The sequence below is a fragment of the Burkholderia sp. THE68 genome, assembly GCF_009938265.1.
In the GTDB taxonomy this organism is placed as follows: Bacteria; Pseudomonadota; Gammaproteobacteria; order Burkholderiales; family Burkholderiaceae; genus Caballeronia.
Genome location: NZ_AP022315.1, coordinates 729,819 through 746,563, shown reverse-complemented (window position 1 = coordinate 746,563; position 16,745 = coordinate 729,819). Strand labels below are relative to the sequence as shown.

15 protein-coding genes and 1 tRNA gene are annotated in these 16,745 nt (G+C 65.1%); 13 read left to right on the top strand and 3 right to left on the bottom strand.

Annotated elements, in window-relative coordinates:
- The first annotated feature begins 38 nt into the window (after window positions 1–38).
- The 3 genes from BTHE68_RS03540 to trmB all read left to right on the top strand — a co-directional run bounded on the left by BTHE68_RS03540 (window position 39) and on the right by trmB (window position 1,544).
- Entirely contained in the window at window positions 39–599 is a 561-nt protein-coding gene (locus BTHE68_RS03540) for a YggT family protein (protein ID WP_162065163.1), read from the top strand.
- Window positions 600–656: 57 nt separating this feature from the next.
- Window positions 657–731, top strand: a tRNA-Gly gene (locus tag BTHE68_RS03535).
- Between the two features lie 66 nt (window positions 732–797).
- Window positions 798–1,544 carry a tRNA (guanosine(46)-N7)-methyltransferase TrmB gene (gene trmB, locus BTHE68_RS03530; RefSeq protein ID WP_162065162.1) on the top strand — a complete coding sequence of 249 codons (747 nt, stop codon included), beginning with the start codon at window positions 798–800 and terminating at the stop codon, window positions 1,542–1,544.
- Between the two features lie 73 nt (window positions 1,545–1,617).
- On the opposite strand, the gene BTHE68_RS03525 is transcribed toward trmB, so the two are convergent.
- From BTHE68_RS03525 to BTHE68_RS03515, 3 genes are all read right to left on the bottom strand, one after another.
- The gene (locus BTHE68_RS03525) at window positions 1,618–2,451 is read right to left on the bottom strand and encodes an undecaprenyl-diphosphate phosphatase (RefSeq protein WP_162065161.1); all 834 of its coding nucleotides are present in this window, start codon (window positions 2,449–2,451) and stop codon (window positions 1,618–1,620) included.
- Between the two features lie 63 nt (window positions 2,452–2,514).
- Window positions 2,515–3,108 (bottom strand): DUF1439 domain-containing protein, encoded by a 594-nt coding sequence (locus BTHE68_RS03520; protein ID WP_061179707.1) that lies wholly within the window; start codon window positions 3,106–3,108, stop codon window positions 2,515–2,517.
- Window positions 3,109–3,178: 70 nt separating this feature from the next.
- Complete coding sequence (locus tag BTHE68_RS03515) at window positions 3,179–3,466, bottom strand: YkgJ family cysteine cluster protein (RefSeq protein ID WP_162065160.1); 288 nt, start codon at window positions 3,464–3,466, stop codon at window positions 3,179–3,181.
- 148 nt (window positions 3,467–3,614) lie between these two features.
- On the opposite strand from BTHE68_RS03515, the gene hemN reads away from it, so the two are divergent.
- The 10 genes from hemN to BTHE68_RS03465 all read left to right on the top strand — a co-directional run bounded on the left by hemN (window position 3,615) and on the right by BTHE68_RS03465 (window position 16,744).
- On the top strand, window positions 3,615–4,997 hold the full coding sequence (gene hemN / locus BTHE68_RS03510; protein ID WP_162065159.1) for an oxygen-independent coproporphyrinogen III oxidase: 1,383 nt from the start codon (window positions 3,615–3,617) through the stop codon (window positions 4,995–4,997).
- A 149-nt stretch (window positions 4,998–5,146) separates the two neighbouring features.
- Window positions 5,147–6,526 (top strand): amidase, encoded by a 1,380-nt coding sequence (locus tag BTHE68_RS03505; RefSeq protein WP_162065158.1) that lies wholly within the window; start codon window positions 5,147–5,149, stop codon window positions 6,524–6,526.
- 132 nt (window positions 6,527–6,658) lie between these two features.
- Complete coding sequence (locus BTHE68_RS03500; protein WP_162066768.1) at window positions 6,659–7,177, top strand: disulfide bond formation protein B; 519 nt, start codon at window positions 6,659–6,661, stop codon at window positions 7,175–7,177.
- 264 nt (window positions 7,178–7,441) lie between these two features.
- Window positions 7,442–8,956, top strand: coding sequence for a xanthine dehydrogenase small subunit (xdhA, locus tag BTHE68_RS03495; RefSeq protein ID WP_162065157.1), 1,515 nt, complete (start codon window positions 7,442–7,444; stop codon window positions 8,954–8,956).
- On the top strand, window positions 8,953–11,304 hold the full coding sequence (xdhB, locus tag BTHE68_RS03490; protein WP_162065156.1) for a xanthine dehydrogenase molybdopterin binding subunit: 2,352 nt from the start codon (window positions 8,953–8,955) through the stop codon (window positions 11,302–11,304). The genes xdhA and xdhB overlap by 4 nt, the downstream gene beginning before the upstream one ends.
- A 43-nt stretch (window positions 11,305–11,347) precedes the next feature.
- Window positions 11,348–12,364 (top strand): xanthine dehydrogenase accessory protein XdhC, encoded by a 1,017-nt coding sequence (gene xdhC / locus BTHE68_RS03485; RefSeq protein WP_162065155.1) that lies wholly within the window; start codon window positions 11,348–11,350, stop codon window positions 12,362–12,364.
- Between the two features lie 40 nt (window positions 12,365–12,404).
- Window positions 12,405–13,427 (top strand): adenosine deaminase, encoded by a 1,023-nt coding sequence (locus tag BTHE68_RS03480; RefSeq protein ID WP_162065154.1) that lies wholly within the window; start codon window positions 12,405–12,407, stop codon window positions 13,425–13,427.
- Between the two features lie 5 nt (window positions 13,428–13,432).
- Entirely contained in the window at window positions 13,433–14,806 is a 1,374-nt protein-coding gene (locus tag BTHE68_RS03475; RefSeq protein ID WP_162065153.1) for an NCS2 family permease, read from the top strand.
- Window positions 14,807–14,831: 25 nt separating this feature from the next.
- Window positions 14,832–16,160 (top strand): guanine deaminase, encoded by a 1,329-nt coding sequence (guaD, locus tag BTHE68_RS03470; protein ID WP_162065152.1) that lies wholly within the window; start codon window positions 14,832–14,834, stop codon window positions 16,158–16,160.
- Between the two features lie 146 nt (window positions 16,161–16,306).
- Entirely contained in the window at window positions 16,307–16,744 is a 438-nt protein-coding gene (locus BTHE68_RS03465) for a hypothetical protein (RefSeq protein ID WP_174257984.1), read from the top strand.
- Window position 16,745: the final 1 nt, after the last annotated feature.

Below are 16,745 nucleotides of genomic sequence, written 5' to 3'. Positions count from 1 at the left end.
TTCGCTCAAACGACCCCACGCATCCTAGAGGACCCGAGATGTTCGGCGAGATCGCCCGTTTTCTGCTCAATACCCTGTTCACCCTGTTCGGCGCGGCGCTGCTGCTGCGTGCGTGGATGCAGGTCGTACGCATGCCGCCCTACAACCCCGTCTCGAATGCCGTGATGCAGGCGACCAACTGGCTCGTGCTGCCGTTGCGCAAGATCCTGCCTGGCGGCAAGGTCGACTGGGCCAGCATTCTCGCGGCATTCATTGCGTCGGCTGTCTACGTGACGCTGATGGTCGTGCTCGCGGGCATCGATCCGACACTCATGGTGCCGATGCTTCTGCTCGTCGCATTGCTGACGGTCGTCAAATGGGCGCTTAACCTCATCATCTGGGTGACGATCCTGATGGCGCTGCTGTCGTGGCTCAACCCGCAGTCGCCGGCGATGCCGCTGCTCTATCAGATCACCGCGCCGTTCCTCGATCCGCTGCGCCGCATTCTGCCGCGCCTGGGCGGCATCGATCTCTCGCCGATCCTGCTGTTCGTGATCGTGCAGGTGCTGTTGATGGTGGTGACGCGCATGGCGGTCTCGATGACGCTCTTCGGCATCTGAGCGCCACCGGGCGCGATTGCGCCTCGGGACGCGTTGCGCTTACAATAGCCGCCTCATGCGGGCGTCGTATAATGGCTATTACCGTAGCTTCCCAAGCTACAGACGTGGGTTCGATTCCCATCGCCCGCTCCAGAATCCCAGCGAAAGCCGCCCCAAGTCACGTTTGGGCGGCTTTTTAGTTTCCAGCATCGCCTTGCCATGAACCACGATCTTCAGGACGACGCCGACGACGGCATCGAAAACGACGTCCACTCCGAAACAGACGCGAACGCCACGCTGCGCCATCGCCGCATCCGCAGCTTCGTCACGCGCGCGGGCCGCGTGTCGCCGGGCCAGCAACGCGCGATCGACGAACTCGGCCCGCGTTTTGTCGTGCCCTACACGCCGCAACCCGGCGACTGGGACGCGCTCTTCGAACGCAAGGCGCCGCGCGTGCTGGAAATCGGTTTCGGCATGGGCGCGACCACGGCGGAAATCGCGGCCACGCGTCCGGGCGATGACTTCATCGGCGTGGAAGTGCATGAACCGGGCGTTGGCGCGCTGCTGAAGCTGATCGGCGAGCAAGGGCTCGGCAATATCCGCATCCTTCAGCACGACGCCGTGGAAGTGCTCGAACACATGATCGCGCCGGACAGCCTCGACGGCGTGCATATCTACTTCCCCGATCCGTGGCACAAGGCGCGTCATCACAAGCGCCGTCTGATTCAGCCGAAGTTCGTCGCGCTGCTCGTGTCGCGCATGAAGCCGGGCGCGTACATCCATCTCGCGACCGACTGGCAGAATTACGCCGAGCAGATGCTCGAAGTCCTTTCGGCGGAACGCGCGCTGGAAAACACCGCGGACGGCTATGCGCCGCGCCCGGATTTCCGCCCCGTCACGAAGTTCGAGCGAAGAGGCCTGCGGCTCGGACATGGCGTATGGGACCTGATGTTCCGCCGCCGCTGAGAGAGCCCTACCCGGAAAAGACAAACGCCACGGCAAGCCGTGGCGTTTTGCATCGTGCGCGACGAAACCGCGCTCAGTCCGCCCAGCTCAACCCGCCGCTGTAGCCGACGATCAGAATCAGCAAACCGAAGCCGATCCGATACCACGCGAACGCCGTGAAATCGTGCGACGCCACGTAGCGCAACAGCCAGCGCACGCAGACGAAGGCGCTCACGAACGCGGCCACCATCCCGATGGCGAACAGCCCGAAATCGTCCACCGTCAGCGTGCGCCAGTACTTCGCCATTTCGTAGAGCGTCGCGCCGAAGATGATCGGGATGGCGAGGAAGAACGAGAACTCCGTGGCGACGCGCCGCTCCAGCCCGAACAGCATCCCGCCGATGATGGTCGCGCCCGAGCGCGAGGTGCCCGGAATCAGCGCGAAGCATTGCGCGAGACCGACCTTGAAGGCATCCACATAGGTGAGATCGTCGACGGAATACACGCGCGTCATGGCGGCGCGTTCGCGCTGGCGCGCCTCGGCCCACAGAATCACGATGCCGCCGACGATCAGCGCGACCGACACCGGCACCGGCGAAAACAGCACCGACTTGATGGTTTTCTCGAACAGCAGACCCAGCACGATGGCCGGAATCGTCGCGATGATCACGTTCAGCGTGAAGCGCCGCGCGTCCGCGCGCGCCGGCAGACCGACCACCACGGAGCCGATCTTCGCGCGATATTCCCAGCAGATCGCGAGAATCGCGCCGAACTGAATGACGACATCGAACGTTTTTGACTGCGCGTCGGTGAAGTTCAGCAAACTGCCCGCCACGATCAGATGCCCCGTGCTCGAAACCGGCAGAAATTCGGTCAAGCCCTCGACGACGCCCAGAATGAGCGCCTTCACCATCAATATCCAGTCCATCCGTCAGCCCTTGTTAGCCGTTATCGCCGTTGCTTGTGGAGCACATTGCGCAGAGATTTCGACTTACTTCTCAACGATCTGCACACGTATGCCGTTTGTAAGGACTGTGATTGTACCGGGTTCATACGACACTCCGGCGAACTGGAGCTCCTCCGGTTTGAAGGTGTGGATCGGATAGCGATCGAGCAACTGGGCCGCCAGTTGCGCGCCGACCGAGGCGATCTGCTGGTTATATTGCGCGGCGTCGCCGGTTAGCTGCGCATCGTCAACACTCGGTGAAATCAGGATGACGGAACGACTCGGCGCGTCGTAGCCGAGTTGCGTCGAAAGCGTGAACACGCCGACCACGGGATTCGGCATGAACGGCGTGGCCAGACGCGCGTCGACTTTCACCGTCACGCGATTGCGATCCGGCGCCATGCCGACGACCGGATTGCTCAGAACGACGTCGAAGATCTGCGAGGCCGTGCGTTGCAGCGGGAACTTGCGCGCGACGGCGGCCTGAACCTGCTGCGTCGAAAATGTGTAGTGGTCCGGAATGAACGGGAATATCGAGTTCGAGGCCGCGCGGGCCTTCGATGTGAGTACGAGTGCGGGCAGCGACATCAGTCCTGCGAGCACGAACCGGCGCCGCAGCGGCGCGACGGGTTCCGTCATGCGTGATCCTCCAATGCGTTTCTTCAGGTCTGCGCCTCGTGGCGCGGTTCGGGCTTTGGACTGCCGATCGTCACGACAGTTGCGTCGGCTGTGTCTGCGCTTCCAGCCTCTCGATCCACACGAGCGCATATTCGCGCGTCTCGCCGCACATCTCCGCGGAAGGCTGCAGCCCGCCACAACATGCGGGCCGGCGCGGATCGCCGAATATCCCGCAGCGCAGATCATCGCCTAATTGAATGCAGCGCTCGCCCGCGCGTTTGCCTTCCGGCATGCCCGGAATCGGGCTGGAGATGGACGGCGCGATGCAGCAGGCGCCGCAGCCCTCGCGACAGGCATGGGGCGAAGAATCGATCGACATGACGACACTGGACAGCGCAAAAGGAAACGCTATTGTCCCACGCCTCACCTTTGCGCTTCGTCAAATCGGTGCCTTCGGGCTGCGACCTTATCACGCAATTCCGGCGCGCATCGTCCGATTAGACTCGGATGATTCCCAGAGGTCCGCCATGACTCCCGCTGCCCCGCCCTTTCGCCCCGACCTGCTCGCGCGTTACGACGCGCACGGTCCGCGTTACACGTCCTATCCGACCGCCGTCCAGTTCACCGATTCGTTCGACCCCGCGCATTATCGCGAAGCGGCGAAAAACAGCAGCGCGAGCGCCGATCTCTCGCTCTACTTCCACATCCCGTTCTGCGACACGGTCTGCTTCTATTGCGGCTGCAACAAGGTCGCGACGAAAAATCGCGCACACGCACGCCCTTATCTCGACCGGATGAAGCGCGAACTCGCGTTGCAGGCCGCGCTCTTCGATACCTCACGCCCGGTCACGCAACTCCATTGGGGCGGCGGCACGCCGACCTTCCTGTCGCACGACGAGATGACCGAGCTGATGTCCGCCACGCGCGAGCATTTCAACCTCGTCCCCGATGACCGCGCCGAATATTCGATCGAAGTCGATCCGCGCGAAGCATCGGCGGAAACCATCGCGTTGCTGCGCGAACTCGGTTTCAACCGCCTGAGCCTCGGCGTGCAGGATTTCGACGAGCGCGTGCAGCGCGCCGTCAACCGCATCCAGCCGCGCGCGATGACCGAAACCGTGCTCGACGCCGCGCGCGCGAACGGCTTCAAGTCGGTGAGCGTCGATCTGATCTACGGCTTGCCGCATCAAAGCGTCGAGAGCTTCTCGCGCACCCTCGACGCGATCGTCGATCTGAAGCCCGACCGCGTCTCCGTATTCGGCTACGCGCACATGCCGGCGCTCTTCAAGATGCAGCGGCAAATCGACGAAAGCGCGCTGCCCTCCGCCACCGAGCGCCTCGCGATTCTCGAGCGCGTGATCGCGCGCATGAGCGACGCGGGCTACGTGTATATCGGCATGGATCATTTTGCGCTGCCCGGCGACGAACTCACGCGCGCGTTCGAAGCGGGCACGCTCCAGCGCAACTTCCAGGGCTACAGCACGCATGCGGATTGCGATCTGATCGGCATCGGCGCGTCGTCGATCGGCAAGATCGGCGACGTCTATGCGCAAAACGCGCGCGAGCTTGCCGACTACGCCGCCGCGATCGATGCGGGGCGCCTCGCCATCGCGCGCGGCGTGCGTCTTTGCGCCGACGACGAACTCCGCCGCGACGTCATCATGCGTCTCATGTGCGGCGGCGAGCTGCGTTTCGACGATGTCGCGAGCACGCACGGCATCGAATTTCCCACCGCATTCGCCAGCGAACTCGCGCGCCTCGCGCCGATGGCCGACGACGGCCTGATCGACCTGTCGCGCGACGCGATCCGCGTGCTGCCCGCCGGGCGCATGCTGGTGCGCAACGTCGCGTCGGTGTTCGACCGCTATCTGGGACAGGCGAGCCTGCGGCGCTTCTCGCGCACGATCTGAGCGGTGTTCGAACGGCGGCGGTGGCTTAGAATGACAGCCACCTTGGGTGTCCCGGCTTCGAGCCACAGCGCGCCCATCCATTCACTGCCGATGCGAAGCGCCGGGCGCGCCCGGACTTCTCGCACGCGGCCAAGCCACTGCCCGACGCCATGCCGACCACTTCGCCGCAGTTCGCCCCTCTAGCACAACTCGCCGCCGATCTCAAAAGCGGCCGCACGACGAGCCGCGCGCTCGTCGAGGCAGCGCTCGAGCGCATCGCCGATCCGTCGGGCCAAGGTTCGACCGTCTTCATGCATGTCGATGCAGAACACGCCCGCGCCGCCGCCGACGCGCACGATGCGCTGCGCCGCGCCGGCACCGTGCTGTCGCCGCTTGCGGGCATTCCCGTGTCGATCAAGGATCTGTTCGACATCGAAGGCCAGGTGACGCGCGCCGGTTCGAAGGCGCTGCGCGACGCCGCGCCCGCGAAGGCCGATGCCGTCGCCGTCGCGCGTCTGCGCCGCGCGGGCGCGGTGCTGGTCGGGCGCACCAACATGAGCGAATTCGCGTTCTCCGGCCTTGGCCTGAATCCGCATTACGGCACGCCGCGTTCCCCGTGGCGCGCCGACGTGCCGGGCGACGCGCGCATCGCGGGCGGTTCTTCGTCGGGCGCGGCGGCATCGGTCGCGGATGGCATGGCCGCGATCGCGCTCGGCACCGACACCGGCGGCTCGATCCGCATTCCCGCCGCGCTGTGCGGCATCACCGGCTTCAAGCCGACCGCGAGCCGCATTCCGAAGCAAGGCGGCGTGCCGCTATCGAAGTCGCTCGACTCGTTCGGGCCGATCGGCGTGTCGGTTGCGTGTTGCGCGCTCGTCGACCGCATTCTCGCGGGCCGCGATCCCGGCGTGCCCGCGACGCGTCCGCTCGACGGCGTGCGCCTGGGCGTGCTGACGAACTACGTGACCGATGGCGTCGAAGCGCCCGTCGCCAACGCGGTCGCCGCAGCCGTCAATCATCTCGCCGCGGCGGGCGCGCTCGTCGAAGACGTGCGTTTTGCATCGCTCGACCGGCTGCCGGAGATCAATCGCTACCCGCTCGTCGCGATCGAAGCCCATGCGTGGCATCGGAAACTGATGGCCGAGCGCGGCGGCGAATACGATCCGCGCGTGCTCGCGCGGCTGAAGCGCGCCGAGGCGGCAAGCGCGGCGGATTACATCGACCTCTGCGAGGCGCGCGCCGCGATGATCGAAGAGGCCCGCACGACGCTCTGGCAGCGTTTCGACGCCATCGTCTGCCCGACGGTGCCAGTGCTGCCGCCGCGCATCGCCGATCTGGAAGCCGACGACGACGCCTTCACGCGCGCCAACGCGCTGATCCTGCGCAACCCGACGACCTTCAACTTTCTCGATGCGTGCGCGCTGTCGCTGCCTTGCCATCCGCGCGGCGAAGCGCCTGTCGGCCTGATGCTCGCGGGTGCGCCTAACTCCGACGACGCGTTGCTGTCGATCGGACGCGCGGTCGAAGCGGTGCTCGCGACGACGCGCTGAACGCCTGAAAATCGGCGGCGGATTTTGCGCATCGGGCGTTCGCGCTAGAATTCACCGCTCTACCGGCGCAACTCAGGTGCTTCCTTCTCGAATCGTTGCGAAACAATGAACAACTCTTTACATCACTTCACGATGCATCAGGACGACCGGGCGGTGCGGCGCGAGCGGCGCCTCCTCGTGCTGCTCGGTTTCGTCAGTCTCGGCCTGGTCGGCGGCGCGCTCTATCTGCAGTTCTTCCATAACGAAGATCCCTGCCCGCTGTGCATCATTCAGCGCTATTTCTTCGTGCTGGTCGCGATCTTCGCGTTCATCGGCGCGATCTTCCGCAACTGGCGCGGCATCGCGCTGTTCGAAACGCTCGTCGCCATCTCGGCGCTCGGCGGGATCGCCACGGCGGCGCGCCACGTCTACGTGCAGTCGCATCCCGGCTTCAGTTGCGGCTTCGACGCGCTTCAGCCGATCGTCGACGGCCTGCCGCCCGCCGCGTGGCTGCCGCAGGTGTTCAAGGTGGCGGGCCTGTGCGAGACGCCCTATCCGCCGATCCTCGGGCTGTCCCTGCCGCAGTGGTCGCTGATCGCGTTCGCGCTGATTTTCGTACTGGTCGCGGCGAGTCTGCGTCTGAAGCGCAATCTGCGCACCGCGGTACGGTAATTATTTCCGGGCGGCCCGTTCGCGGTCGCCCGTTCTTCCCCGCTGCACCCCGCTCCACGCGCTTTCCCTTTCCCGCATCAGCGCATCCGCATAATCTTGATACGTGCCCGGCAATATTTTTGGGATATTGCGGTGATATGTTCGTGTCTGGATGGCGATCTACGTGCGCGCAGTCCGATTCGCTCAAAGGCAGCTTTCTCATGCAACCCATGAGGCGAACGGAAACCGCGTAACGCGCGCCCGGTCCGCAATGTCTTTTCACTCATGACAACGCAAACCATCCGCTTTCTCCAACGCGGCGCCGTACGCGAGATCGGCGACGCTCCCACCACGCGCACGGTGCTTCAGCATCTGCGCGAGACCGCGCTTTGCACCGGCACGAAGGAAGGCTGCGCGGAAGGCGATTGCGGCGCGTGCACCGTCGTGATCGGCGAACTCGACGCCGCCGGCGCGCTCGCGCTCAAGGCCGTCAACGCCTGCATCCAGTTTCTGCCGACGCTCGATTCGCGCGCCCTCTTCACCGTCGAGGACCTGCGCGGCGAGGATGGCGCGCTGCATCCGGTGCAGCAGGCGCTCGTCGATTGTCACGGCTCGCAGTGCGGCTTCTGCACGCCCGGCTTCGCGATGTCCCTGTGGGCGCTCTATCACAGCCATCCGCGCGATGCGGGAGCGCCGTCGCGCGATGACATCGCCGCGGCGTTGTCGGGGAATCTGTGCCGCTGCACGGGTTATCGGCCGATCGTCGATGCCGCGCAGCGCATGTTCGACTACCCGCGCCCGCCCTTCGATGCCGACGCGCTGACGCAACAGTTGCTTGCACTGAAGCGCACGCAGACGTTCGAATATCGCGGGTCCGATGCATCCGGTCCGCACACGTTCCAGGCCCCCGTCACGCGCGCCGAATTCGCGCGCTTGCGCGCATCGCAGCCGAACGCGCGGCTGCTCGCGGGCAGCACCGACGTCGGCCTGTGGGTGACGAAGCAATTCCGCGATCTCGGCGACCTGCTCTACATCGGCAACGTCGACGAACTGAAGACCATCGAGCGCGACGCGCAGACGCTGAGCATCGGCGCGGCGGCCTCGCTGGAGGACGCCTACGCCGCGCTCGCCGCCGACTATCCCGAACTCGCCGAACTGTGGACGCGCTTCGCGTCGCGGCCGATCCGCAATGCGGGCACGCTCGGCGGCAACGTCGCGAATGGCTCGCCGATCGGCGATTCGATGCCCGCACTGATCGCGCTTAAGACGGAACTCGTGCTGCAAAAGGCCGACAAGACCCGCACGGTGCCGCTCGATGCGTTCTATCTCGGCTATCAGAAAACCGCGCTCGACGCAGGCGAATTCGTCGCGTCGATCCGCGTGCCGCGCCCGGTCGCGGCGCTGCGCTTTCGCACCTACAAGGTGGCGAAGCGCTACGACCAGGACATCTCGGCGGTGTGCGCCGCGTTCGCGATCACGCTCGACGCGCAGCATCGCGTGACGGATGCGCGCATCGCGTTCGGCGGCATGGCCGCGACGCCGAAACGCGCGACGCAGGCGGAAGCGGCGCTGATCGGCGGCGACTGGACCGAAGACACGGCGCGCGCCGCGATGGCCGCGCTCGACGCCGATTTCCAGCCGCTCACCGACATGCGCGCGTCGAGCGCGTATCGCGCGAAGGTGGCGCGCAACGTCCTGTGGCGCTTCTATCTGGAAACGCGCCGCGATGCGCCGCTCGCGCTCGCCGACGTGAGCGCCTTCGCATACCAGGCGCATGCGGCTTCCGAGGAGCAGCCATGAACAAGGTCACAGAACCGATCGCGCTCGATGCCGCCGGAGCCGCGCTGCCGCACGAATCGGCGGCGCTGCACGTGAGCGGCGAAGCGGTCTATATCGACGACATTCCCGAACTGCGCGGCACGCTTCACGCGGCGCTCGGACTGTCGCGGCATGCTCACGCGCGCATCGTGGCGCTCGATCTGGACGCGGTGCGCGCAGCGCCCGGCGTCGTCGCGGTGCTGACAGCCGCCGACATTCCCGGCGAGAACAATTGCGGCCCGGTGCTGCACGACGACCCGATCCTCGCCACCGATGAAGTGCAGTACCTCGGCCAGCCGGTGTTCGCCGTCATCGCCGAGAGTCACGATCTGGCGCGCCGCGCCGCCGCGCTCGCGAAAAGCGAGGATGTGGTGCGCTACGAGCCGCTCGAAGCCGTGCTCACGCCGCGCGAAGCGAAGGCGCGCAACCAGTTCGTGCTGCCGCCGCTGCATCTGCTGCGCGGCGATCCGGCCGCACGCATCGCGGCGGCGAAGCATCGCTTGAAAGGCGAGTTCGAAGTGGGCGGCCAGGAGCAGTTCTATCTCGAAGGCCAGGTCGCCTATGCGATGCCGAAAGAGCAGGACGGCATGCTCGTCCACAGTTCGACGCAGCATCCGAGTGAGATGCAGCAGGTCGTCGCGCATATGCTCGGCTGGCCGACCCATGCCGTGCTGTGCGAATGCCGGCGCATGGGCGGCGGCTTCGGCGGCAAGGAATCGCAATCGGCGCTGTTCGCGTGCGTGGCCTCGCTCGCGGCGCATCTGCTGAAGCGCCCCGTGAAGCTGCGCGCCGACCGCGACGACGACTTCATGATCACCGGCAAGCGCCACGACGCGGTCTACGAATACGAATGCGGCTTCGACGATGACGGCCGCATCGTCGGCGCGCGCGTCGAGATCGCGTTGCGGGCGGGCTATTCGGCGGATTTGTCGGGCGCGGTCGCAACGCGCGCCGTCTGTCACTTCGACAACGCGTACTACCTGAGCGATGTCGAGATTCGCGCGCTGTGCTGCAAGACCAACACGCAGTCGAACACCGCGTTTCGCGGCTTCGGCGGACCGCAAGGTGCGCTCGTGATGGAAGTGATGCTCGATGACATCGCGCATCGGCTGAAACGCGATCCGCTCGACGTGCGGCGCGCGAATTACTACGGCATCGGCGATCGCAACGTGACGCCTTACGGCCAGCCGGTCGCGGACAACGTGATCGCGGCGCTGACCGACGAACTCATCGCGTCGAGCGATTATCAGAAACGCCGCGCCGAAGTCGCCGCGTTCAACGCGAAAAACAGCGTGCTCAGGCGCGGCATCGCGTTCACGCCGGTCAAGTTCGGCATCTCGTTCAACGTGCCGTTCCTGAATCAGGCGGGCGCGCTCGTGCACGTCTACAAGGACGGCTCCGTGCTCGTCAATCACGGCGGTACGGAAATGGGCCAGGGGCTCAACACGAAGGTCGCGCAGGTCGTCGCGAGCGTGCTCGGCATCGGCTTGCAGCGCGTGCGCGTGACGGCGACGGATACGTCAAAGGTCGCGAATACCTCGGCGACGGCAGCATCGACGGGCAGCGATCTGAACGGCAAGGCCGCCGAGGACGCGGCGCTCAAGATCCGCGCGCGGCTTTCCGAACTCGTGGTGAAGCAGCTCGGCGGCAATGCGTCGGATGTGCGGTTTCGTGGCGGCGTCGTGGAAGTGAACGGCGGTCAGATGCCGTTCGATCAGCTCGTCGCGGCCGCGTATCTCGCGCGTGTGCAGTTGTGGTCGGACGGTTTCTATTCGACGCCGAAAGTCCACTGGGACGCGAAAACGCTGCAGGGCCATCCGTTCTACTACTTCGCGTATGGCGCGGCGGTGTCGGAGGTGATCGTCGACACGCTCACCGGCGAATGGAAGCTGTTGCGCGCCGATCTGCTGCACGACGCCGGACGCTCGATCAATCCGGCCATCGATATCGGTCAGGTGGAAGGCGGCTTCATTCAGGGCATGGGCTGGCTCACGACGGAAGAACTGTGGTGGAACCGCGACGGGCGTCTGATGACGCACGCGCCGTCGACCTACAAGATTCCCGCCGTCAGCGACGCGCCTGCAATCTTCAACGTCGCCCTCTTTCGCAACGCGGGCAACGACAACGCCGAACCGACCGTTTTCCGCTCGAAGGCGGTCGGCGAGCCACCGCTCCTGCTGGCGTTTTCGGTGCTGCTCGCGATCCGCGCGGCGATCGCCTGCGCCGTGCCGGATTCAGCCGATGCGCCGAAACTGCGCGCGCCGGCGACGCCCGAGGCAATTCTTGACGCGCTGACGGTCGAAGCCTTCGAACCCGCCCCGGTAAACTAGCGCCTGCGACGACGCAAACACCATCACCTCTGGAGCTCACTCGATGCAAGTTTGGCTGAACGACCTGCAACACCTGCTCGCGCACGGCGACGCCGTCGTGCTCGTGACGGTCGCGCGTGTCGAAGGCTCCGCGCCGCGCGAGCCGGGCACGAAGATGATCGTCACGCGCGAGGACGCGCGCTACACGATCGGCGGCGGCCATCTGGAATGGAAGGCCATCGAGACCGCACGGCAGGTGCTGAAGGACGGCATGCGCAGCCCGCGCATGCGCAGGTTGGAGCGTTTCGCTCTGGGCCCGAGCCTCGGCCAGTGCTGCGGCGGCGCGGTCGTGCTGGCGTTCGAGCGGCTCAACGTGGCCGATCTGAACTGGGTGACGACGCTGTCGAAACGCACCGCGCAGGGTCTCTCGACCGTGCGCAGCGTCTCGTTCGCGCCGATGCCCGACGCCGTGATGCTCTCCGATCCCGAACCGGGCGCGACCGACACCGACTGCCTTCTGTGGGACGGCGCCGGTTTCGACGAGAGCGGCGCGCTGCTCACCGAAACCATCGCGCCGCGCGACTTCCAGGTCGTGCTGTTCGGTGCGGGCCACGTCGGGGCCGCGCTCGTGCGCGTGCTCGCGACACTGCCCTGCCACGTGACCTGGGTCGACGAGCGCGACGCCGCCTTTCCCGCGCCGCAGTTCGTGCCTGACAACGTGACGATCGAGCCGAACGACGCACCCGACGAAGCCGTCGACCGCGCGCCGCCGCACACATACTTCATCGTGATGACGCACAACCACACGGTGGATCTCGCGCTGGCGGAATGCATCCTCAGACGCGGCGACTTTGCGTTCTTCGGCATGATCGGCTCGTTCACGAAGAAGAAGCAGTTCGAGCACCGGCTCGCGGCGCGCGGCATCGACCCGGCCCGCATCGCGCGGATGGTGTGTCCGATCGGCATCGACGGCATCGTCGACAAGGCGCCCGAAGTGATCGCCGTTGCAGCGGCAGCCCAACTGCTGCAGGCGGTCGAAGCCAACGCTTCGAGCCACGCGTCGTCGCAACAGACCGCCTGACCCACAGGCGCAACCGTAGCCCCAACACCACAAAGCCCACATGAATCCCACACTCGCCGACAAGATTGCGCACGCGCCAAAAGCGGAGCTGCATATCCATATCGAAGGGTCGCTCGAACCGGAGCTGATTTTCGCGCTCGCGAAGCGCAACAACGTGGAGCTCGCGTACGACTCGATCGATGCGCTGCGCGCCGCGTATGCGTTCACCGATCTGCAATCGTTTCTCGACATCTACTACGCGGGCGCGAGCGTGCTGCTCACCGAGCAGGACTTCTACGACATGACGATGGCCTACGTCGAGCGCGCGCTCGCGGACCACGTCGCGCACACGGAAATCTTCTTCGATCCGCAGACGCATACGGAACGCGGCGTGCCGATCGAAACGGTCGTCGCGGGCATCGATGCCGCATTGGCCGATGGTGAAAAGCGCGGTCTTTCCAGCAAGCTGATTCTCTGTTTCCTGCGCCATCTTTCCGAAGAAGACGCGCTCGCGACGTATGAAAGCGCGTTGCCATTGTTCGACAAGTACGCGCATCGGCTGATCGGCGTCGGGCTGGATTCGTCGGAGCGCGGCCATCCGCCCTCGAAGTTCGAGCGCGTGTTCGCGAAGGCGCGTGAGCGCGGCCTGAAGCTCGTCGCGCATGCGGGCGAGGAAGGCCCGCCGTCGTATGTCTATGAAGCGCTCGATCTGCTGAAAGTGGATCGCGTCGATCACGGTGTGCGCAGCATCGAGGACGCGGCGCTCGTCGCGCGTCTCGCGGATGCGCGCATCGCCCTGACCGTGTGCCCGCTGTCGAACCTCAAGCTCTGCGTGTTCGACGACATGACCAAGCACACGCTGAAAGACCTGCTCGATCAGGGCGTCGCGGTGATGATCAACTCCGACGATCCCGCGTACTTCGGCGGCTACGTCAACGCGAATTACTTCGCGATCGTCGATGCGTTGAAGCTCACGGATCACGAGGTCTACACGCTGTTGAAGAACAGCCTCGAAGCCTCGTTCGTCACCGAAGAAGAACGCGACGCAATGGTCGCGCGCCTGGATCAGCACTGGAAGCAGTAAAGCGCATGGAAACGACAGCAACCACACCACAACAGGACACGACCGCGCTCGAACGCTTCTTCGGCATCCGCGCGGCGGGTTCGCGCACGAAGACGGAAATCGTCGCGGGCATCACGACGTTCCTCACGGCGATGTACATCATCGTCGTCAATCCGGGCATTCTTTCGCAGGCGGGCGTGCCCTTCCCGGCCGCGCTGACGGCAACCGTCATCGTCAGCTTTCTCGGCAGTTGCGCGATGGGCCTGTACGCGCGCAATCCGGTGCTCGTCGCGCCGGGCATGGGCATGAACGCGCTCTTCGCGTTCGTCATGGTCCACGGCGGCAAGATGCCGTGGCAGACCGCGCTCGGCTGCGTGTTCTGGTCCGGCGTGATCTTTGCGGTGCTCGCGGTGTTCAACGCGCGCAAGCTCGTCGTCGATGCGATTCCCGCGAATCTGCGGCACGCGGTGTCGTGCGGCATCGGTCTGTTCATCAGCCTCATCGGTCTGGTGAACGCGAAGTTCGTCGTCGGCGATCCGGTGACGATCGTGCATTCGGCGTCGCTGAATCCAGTTGTCATCACGTTCCTCGTCGGCCTCGCCGTCACGACGATTCTCGTCGCGCGCAAGGTCACCGGCGCGCTGATGCTCGGCATCGTGTTCACGACGATCATCGCGATTCCCATCGGCCGCTTCTATGGCGACGGCACCGCGTACTGGCCCGCCGCCATCGCCACCAAGACGCTCGTCAACTGGAACGGCCTCATTTCCGCGCCGGATTTCTCGGCGGTTGGTCAGCTCGATCTCGTCGGCTCGCTGAAGGTCATCTACTGGCCGTTCATCTTCGTGATGCTGTTCACGTCGTTCTTCGACGCGCTCTCCACGTTCATGGCGATCTCGGAAGCCGGCAAGCTCTACGACCGCGACGGCAACCCGCGCAACATCCGCCAGTCGATGATGGTCGATTCCTTTTCCGCGCTCATCTCCGCGCCGCTCGGCACGAGCCCGGCGAACGCGTATATCGAATCGGCGGCGGGCATCTCGGCGGGCGGGCGCACGGGTCTCGTCGCGGTCGTCGCCGGATTGTGCTTCCTGCCGTTCCTGTTCCTTTCGCCGCTTCTGTCGCTCGTGCCGGCGATCGCGACCGCGCCCGCACTTGTGCTCGTCGGCGTGTTCATGATGGAAGCGATCACGCAGATCGAATGGCATCGCTTCGACGAAGCCATTCCCGCGTTCCTCGCGATGATCCTGATCCCGCTGACCTACTCGATCACCGATGGCGTCGCGTACGGCTTTCTCGCGTTCGTCGTGCTGAAGTCGGCGACGGGGCGCGCGAAGGAAATCAAGCCGGCGATGTGGATCATCGCGGCTTTCTCTTTAGTGCTGCTTTCACAGCTTTAATCCTAGAAATCGGAGACGTTGCATCATGACTCAAACCGCCTATCGCGCCCAGTTGCTGACCTTCCGGGAAGATCCCGCGCATGCCGCTGACGGCGCGGTCTACGAGGCCGATGGCCTTTTGATCGTCGAGGACGGGAAAGTGGTCGCGGCAGGCGCGTATGCGTCGATCCGTGACAAGCTCAGCCCCGACGCGACCGTTCACACCATGCGCGACAAGCTGATCGTGCCGGGTTTCATCGACTCGCACATTCACTATCCGCAGACGGACATGATCGCGTCGCCCGCGCCGGGCCTGTTGCCGTGGCTGAACACGTACACCTTCCCGACCGAGCGCGGCTTCGAGAATCCGGCGGTCGCGCGTGAAACGGCGAGCTTTTTCATCGACGAGCTGCTCGCCTGCGGCACGACGACGGCGTTCGTCTATTGCACCGTACACAAGCAATCCGCCGACGCCTTCTTCACCGAAAGCGAGGCGCGCAATCTGCGCATGGTCGCGGGCAAGGTGCTGATGGATCGCAACTGCCCCGAGTTCCTGCGCGACACGGCGCAATCCGGCTACGACGACAGCGCCGAACTCATCGCGCGCTGGCATGGCCGCGGACGTCAGCAATACGCGCTGACACCGCGTTTCGCGCCGACCTCGACGGAAGCGCAACTCGAAGCCTGCGGCGCGCTCGCGCAGAAGCATCAGGACGTGTTCATCCAGAGTCACGTCGCGGAAAACACGGACGAGATCAAATGGGTCGAGAGCCTCTTTCCGGGACATCGCAGCTATCTCGACATTTACGATCACTACGGTCTGTTGCGCCGCCGCGCGGTGTACGGTCACTGCATCTATCTCGATGACCGCGACCGAGAGCGCATGGCGGAAACCGGCGCGGTGGCGTCGCACTGCCCGACGTCGAACCTGTTCCTCGGCAGCGGCCTGTTCGACTTCGAGAAGGCGGGCGCGTCGAACATGCCGGTCGCGATGGCGACGGACGTCGGCGGCGGCACGTCGTTCTCAATGCTTCAGACGATGGGCGCCGCGCACAAGATCGCGCGCCTGACTGGCCATCATCTGACCGCGACGCGCATGTTCTGGCTCACCACCACGGGCGCCGCGCAGGTGCTCGAACTCGACGACAAGATCGGCACGCTTAGCTCCGGCAGCGAAGCGGATTTCGTCGTCCTCGATCCGAACGCGACGCCGCTGCTCGCGCGCCGCACGTCGCGTACGGAATCGCTGGAAGAACTGCTGTTCGCATTCGCGCTGCTCGGCGACGATCGCGCGGTGTTCGAAACGTATGCTGCGGGCAAGCGCGTGCATTCGCGCGACACGCGCAATACGGCGAAGCTGGAGCTGGCGGCCTGAGACGCCATCGACGATTCATCCGACGAGCGGCCTGCGGGCCGCTTTTTGGTTGGCTCGACCACGCGCCCGCGTCGATTCGCTCAACGATTCGTGCAGATTCCTTGCAATGTCGCTAAAGTGCAAGCTGTCCTGAACATCGCGTCAACATGAAGCACGTCGCCCGACTCTACCGAATCGCCCTGGCCGTGACGCTCGCGTCACTCGGTCCGCTCGCGCACGCGAAATCGATCGACGCGCAACTCGATTGCAAATCGACAGCGCATGATTTCGTCGCGCCGTTGCAGCGGGAAGGACTGCTGGAAACCAAGCCGATGCGCGTGGAGCCGAACTCCGTCAACGCGTTCAAGCCCGTGAAAGGCGCGACGCTGACGGCTTATGGCTTCAAGGTCTACGTGGTCGTCGCGTACCAGAAGGATGATCCGATCTTCAGGCCCGGCAAGGGCGAGCCGATCGCCGATTCGGCTTACGGCACGGTCGTGTGGGGCGGCGATAAAGAGGTCGAACAGCAGGTGCGCGCCGCAGGCAGCGACGCGGATGTGCACCACGTCGCGCCTTTCATCACGGCGATTTTTTGCAAGCAGTGAC

Excerpts from the sequence above, each read along its gene's own strand:
- BTHE68_RS03520 (WP_061179707.1), bottom strand. The coding sequence starts at position 3,108 with ATGACGGAACCCGTCGCGCCGCTGCGGCGCCGGTTCGTGCTCGCAGGA.
- trmB (WP_162065162.1), top strand. The coding sequence starts at position 798 with ATGAACCACGATCTTCAGGACGACGCCGACGACGGCATCGAAAACGAC.
- BTHE68_RS03465 (WP_174257984.1), top strand. The coding sequence starts at position 16,307 with ATGAAGCACGTCGCCCGACTCTACCGAATCGCCCTGGCCGTGACGCTC.
- xdhB (WP_162065156.1), top strand. The coding sequence starts at position 8,953 with ATGAACAAGGTCACAGAACCGATCGCGCTCGATGCCGCCGGAGCCGCG.
- BTHE68_RS03475 (WP_162065153.1), top strand. The coding sequence starts at position 13,433 with ATGGAAACGACAGCAACCACACCACAACAGGACACGACCGCGCTCGAA.
- BTHE68_RS03500 (WP_162066768.1), top strand. The coding sequence starts at position 6,659 with ATGCATCAGGACGACCGGGCGGTGCGGCGCGAGCGGCGCCTCCTCGTG.
- xdhA (WP_162065157.1), top strand. The coding sequence starts at position 7,442 with ATGACAACGCAAACCATCCGCTTTCTCCAACGCGGCGCCGTACGCGAG.
- hemN (WP_162065159.1), top strand. The coding sequence starts at position 3,615 with ATGACTCCCGCTGCCCCGCCCTTTCGCCCCGACCTGCTCGCGCGTTAC.
- xdhC (WP_162065155.1), top strand. The coding sequence starts at position 11,348 with ATGCAAGTTTGGCTGAACGACCTGCAACACCTGCTCGCGCACGGCGAC.
- BTHE68_RS03540 (WP_162065163.1), top strand. The coding sequence starts at position 39 with ATGTTCGGCGAGATCGCCCGTTTTCTGCTCAATACCCTGTTCACCCTG.
- BTHE68_RS03525 (WP_162065161.1), bottom strand. The coding sequence starts at position 2,451 with ATGGACTGGATATTGATGGTGAAGGCGCTCATTCTGGGCGTCGTCGAG.
- BTHE68_RS03505 (WP_162065158.1), top strand. The coding sequence starts at position 5,147 with ATGCCGACCACTTCGCCGCAGTTCGCCCCTCTAGCACAACTCGCCGCC.
- BTHE68_RS03515 (WP_162065160.1), bottom strand. The coding sequence starts at position 3,466 with ATGTCGATCGATTCTTCGCCCCATGCCTGTCGCGAGGGCTGCGGCGCC.
- BTHE68_RS03480 (WP_162065154.1), top strand. The coding sequence starts at position 12,405 with ATGAATCCCACACTCGCCGACAAGATTGCGCACGCGCCAAAAGCGGAG.
- guaD (WP_162065152.1), top strand. The coding sequence starts at position 14,832 with ATGACTCAAACCGCCTATCGCGCCCAGTTGCTGACCTTCCGGGAAGAT.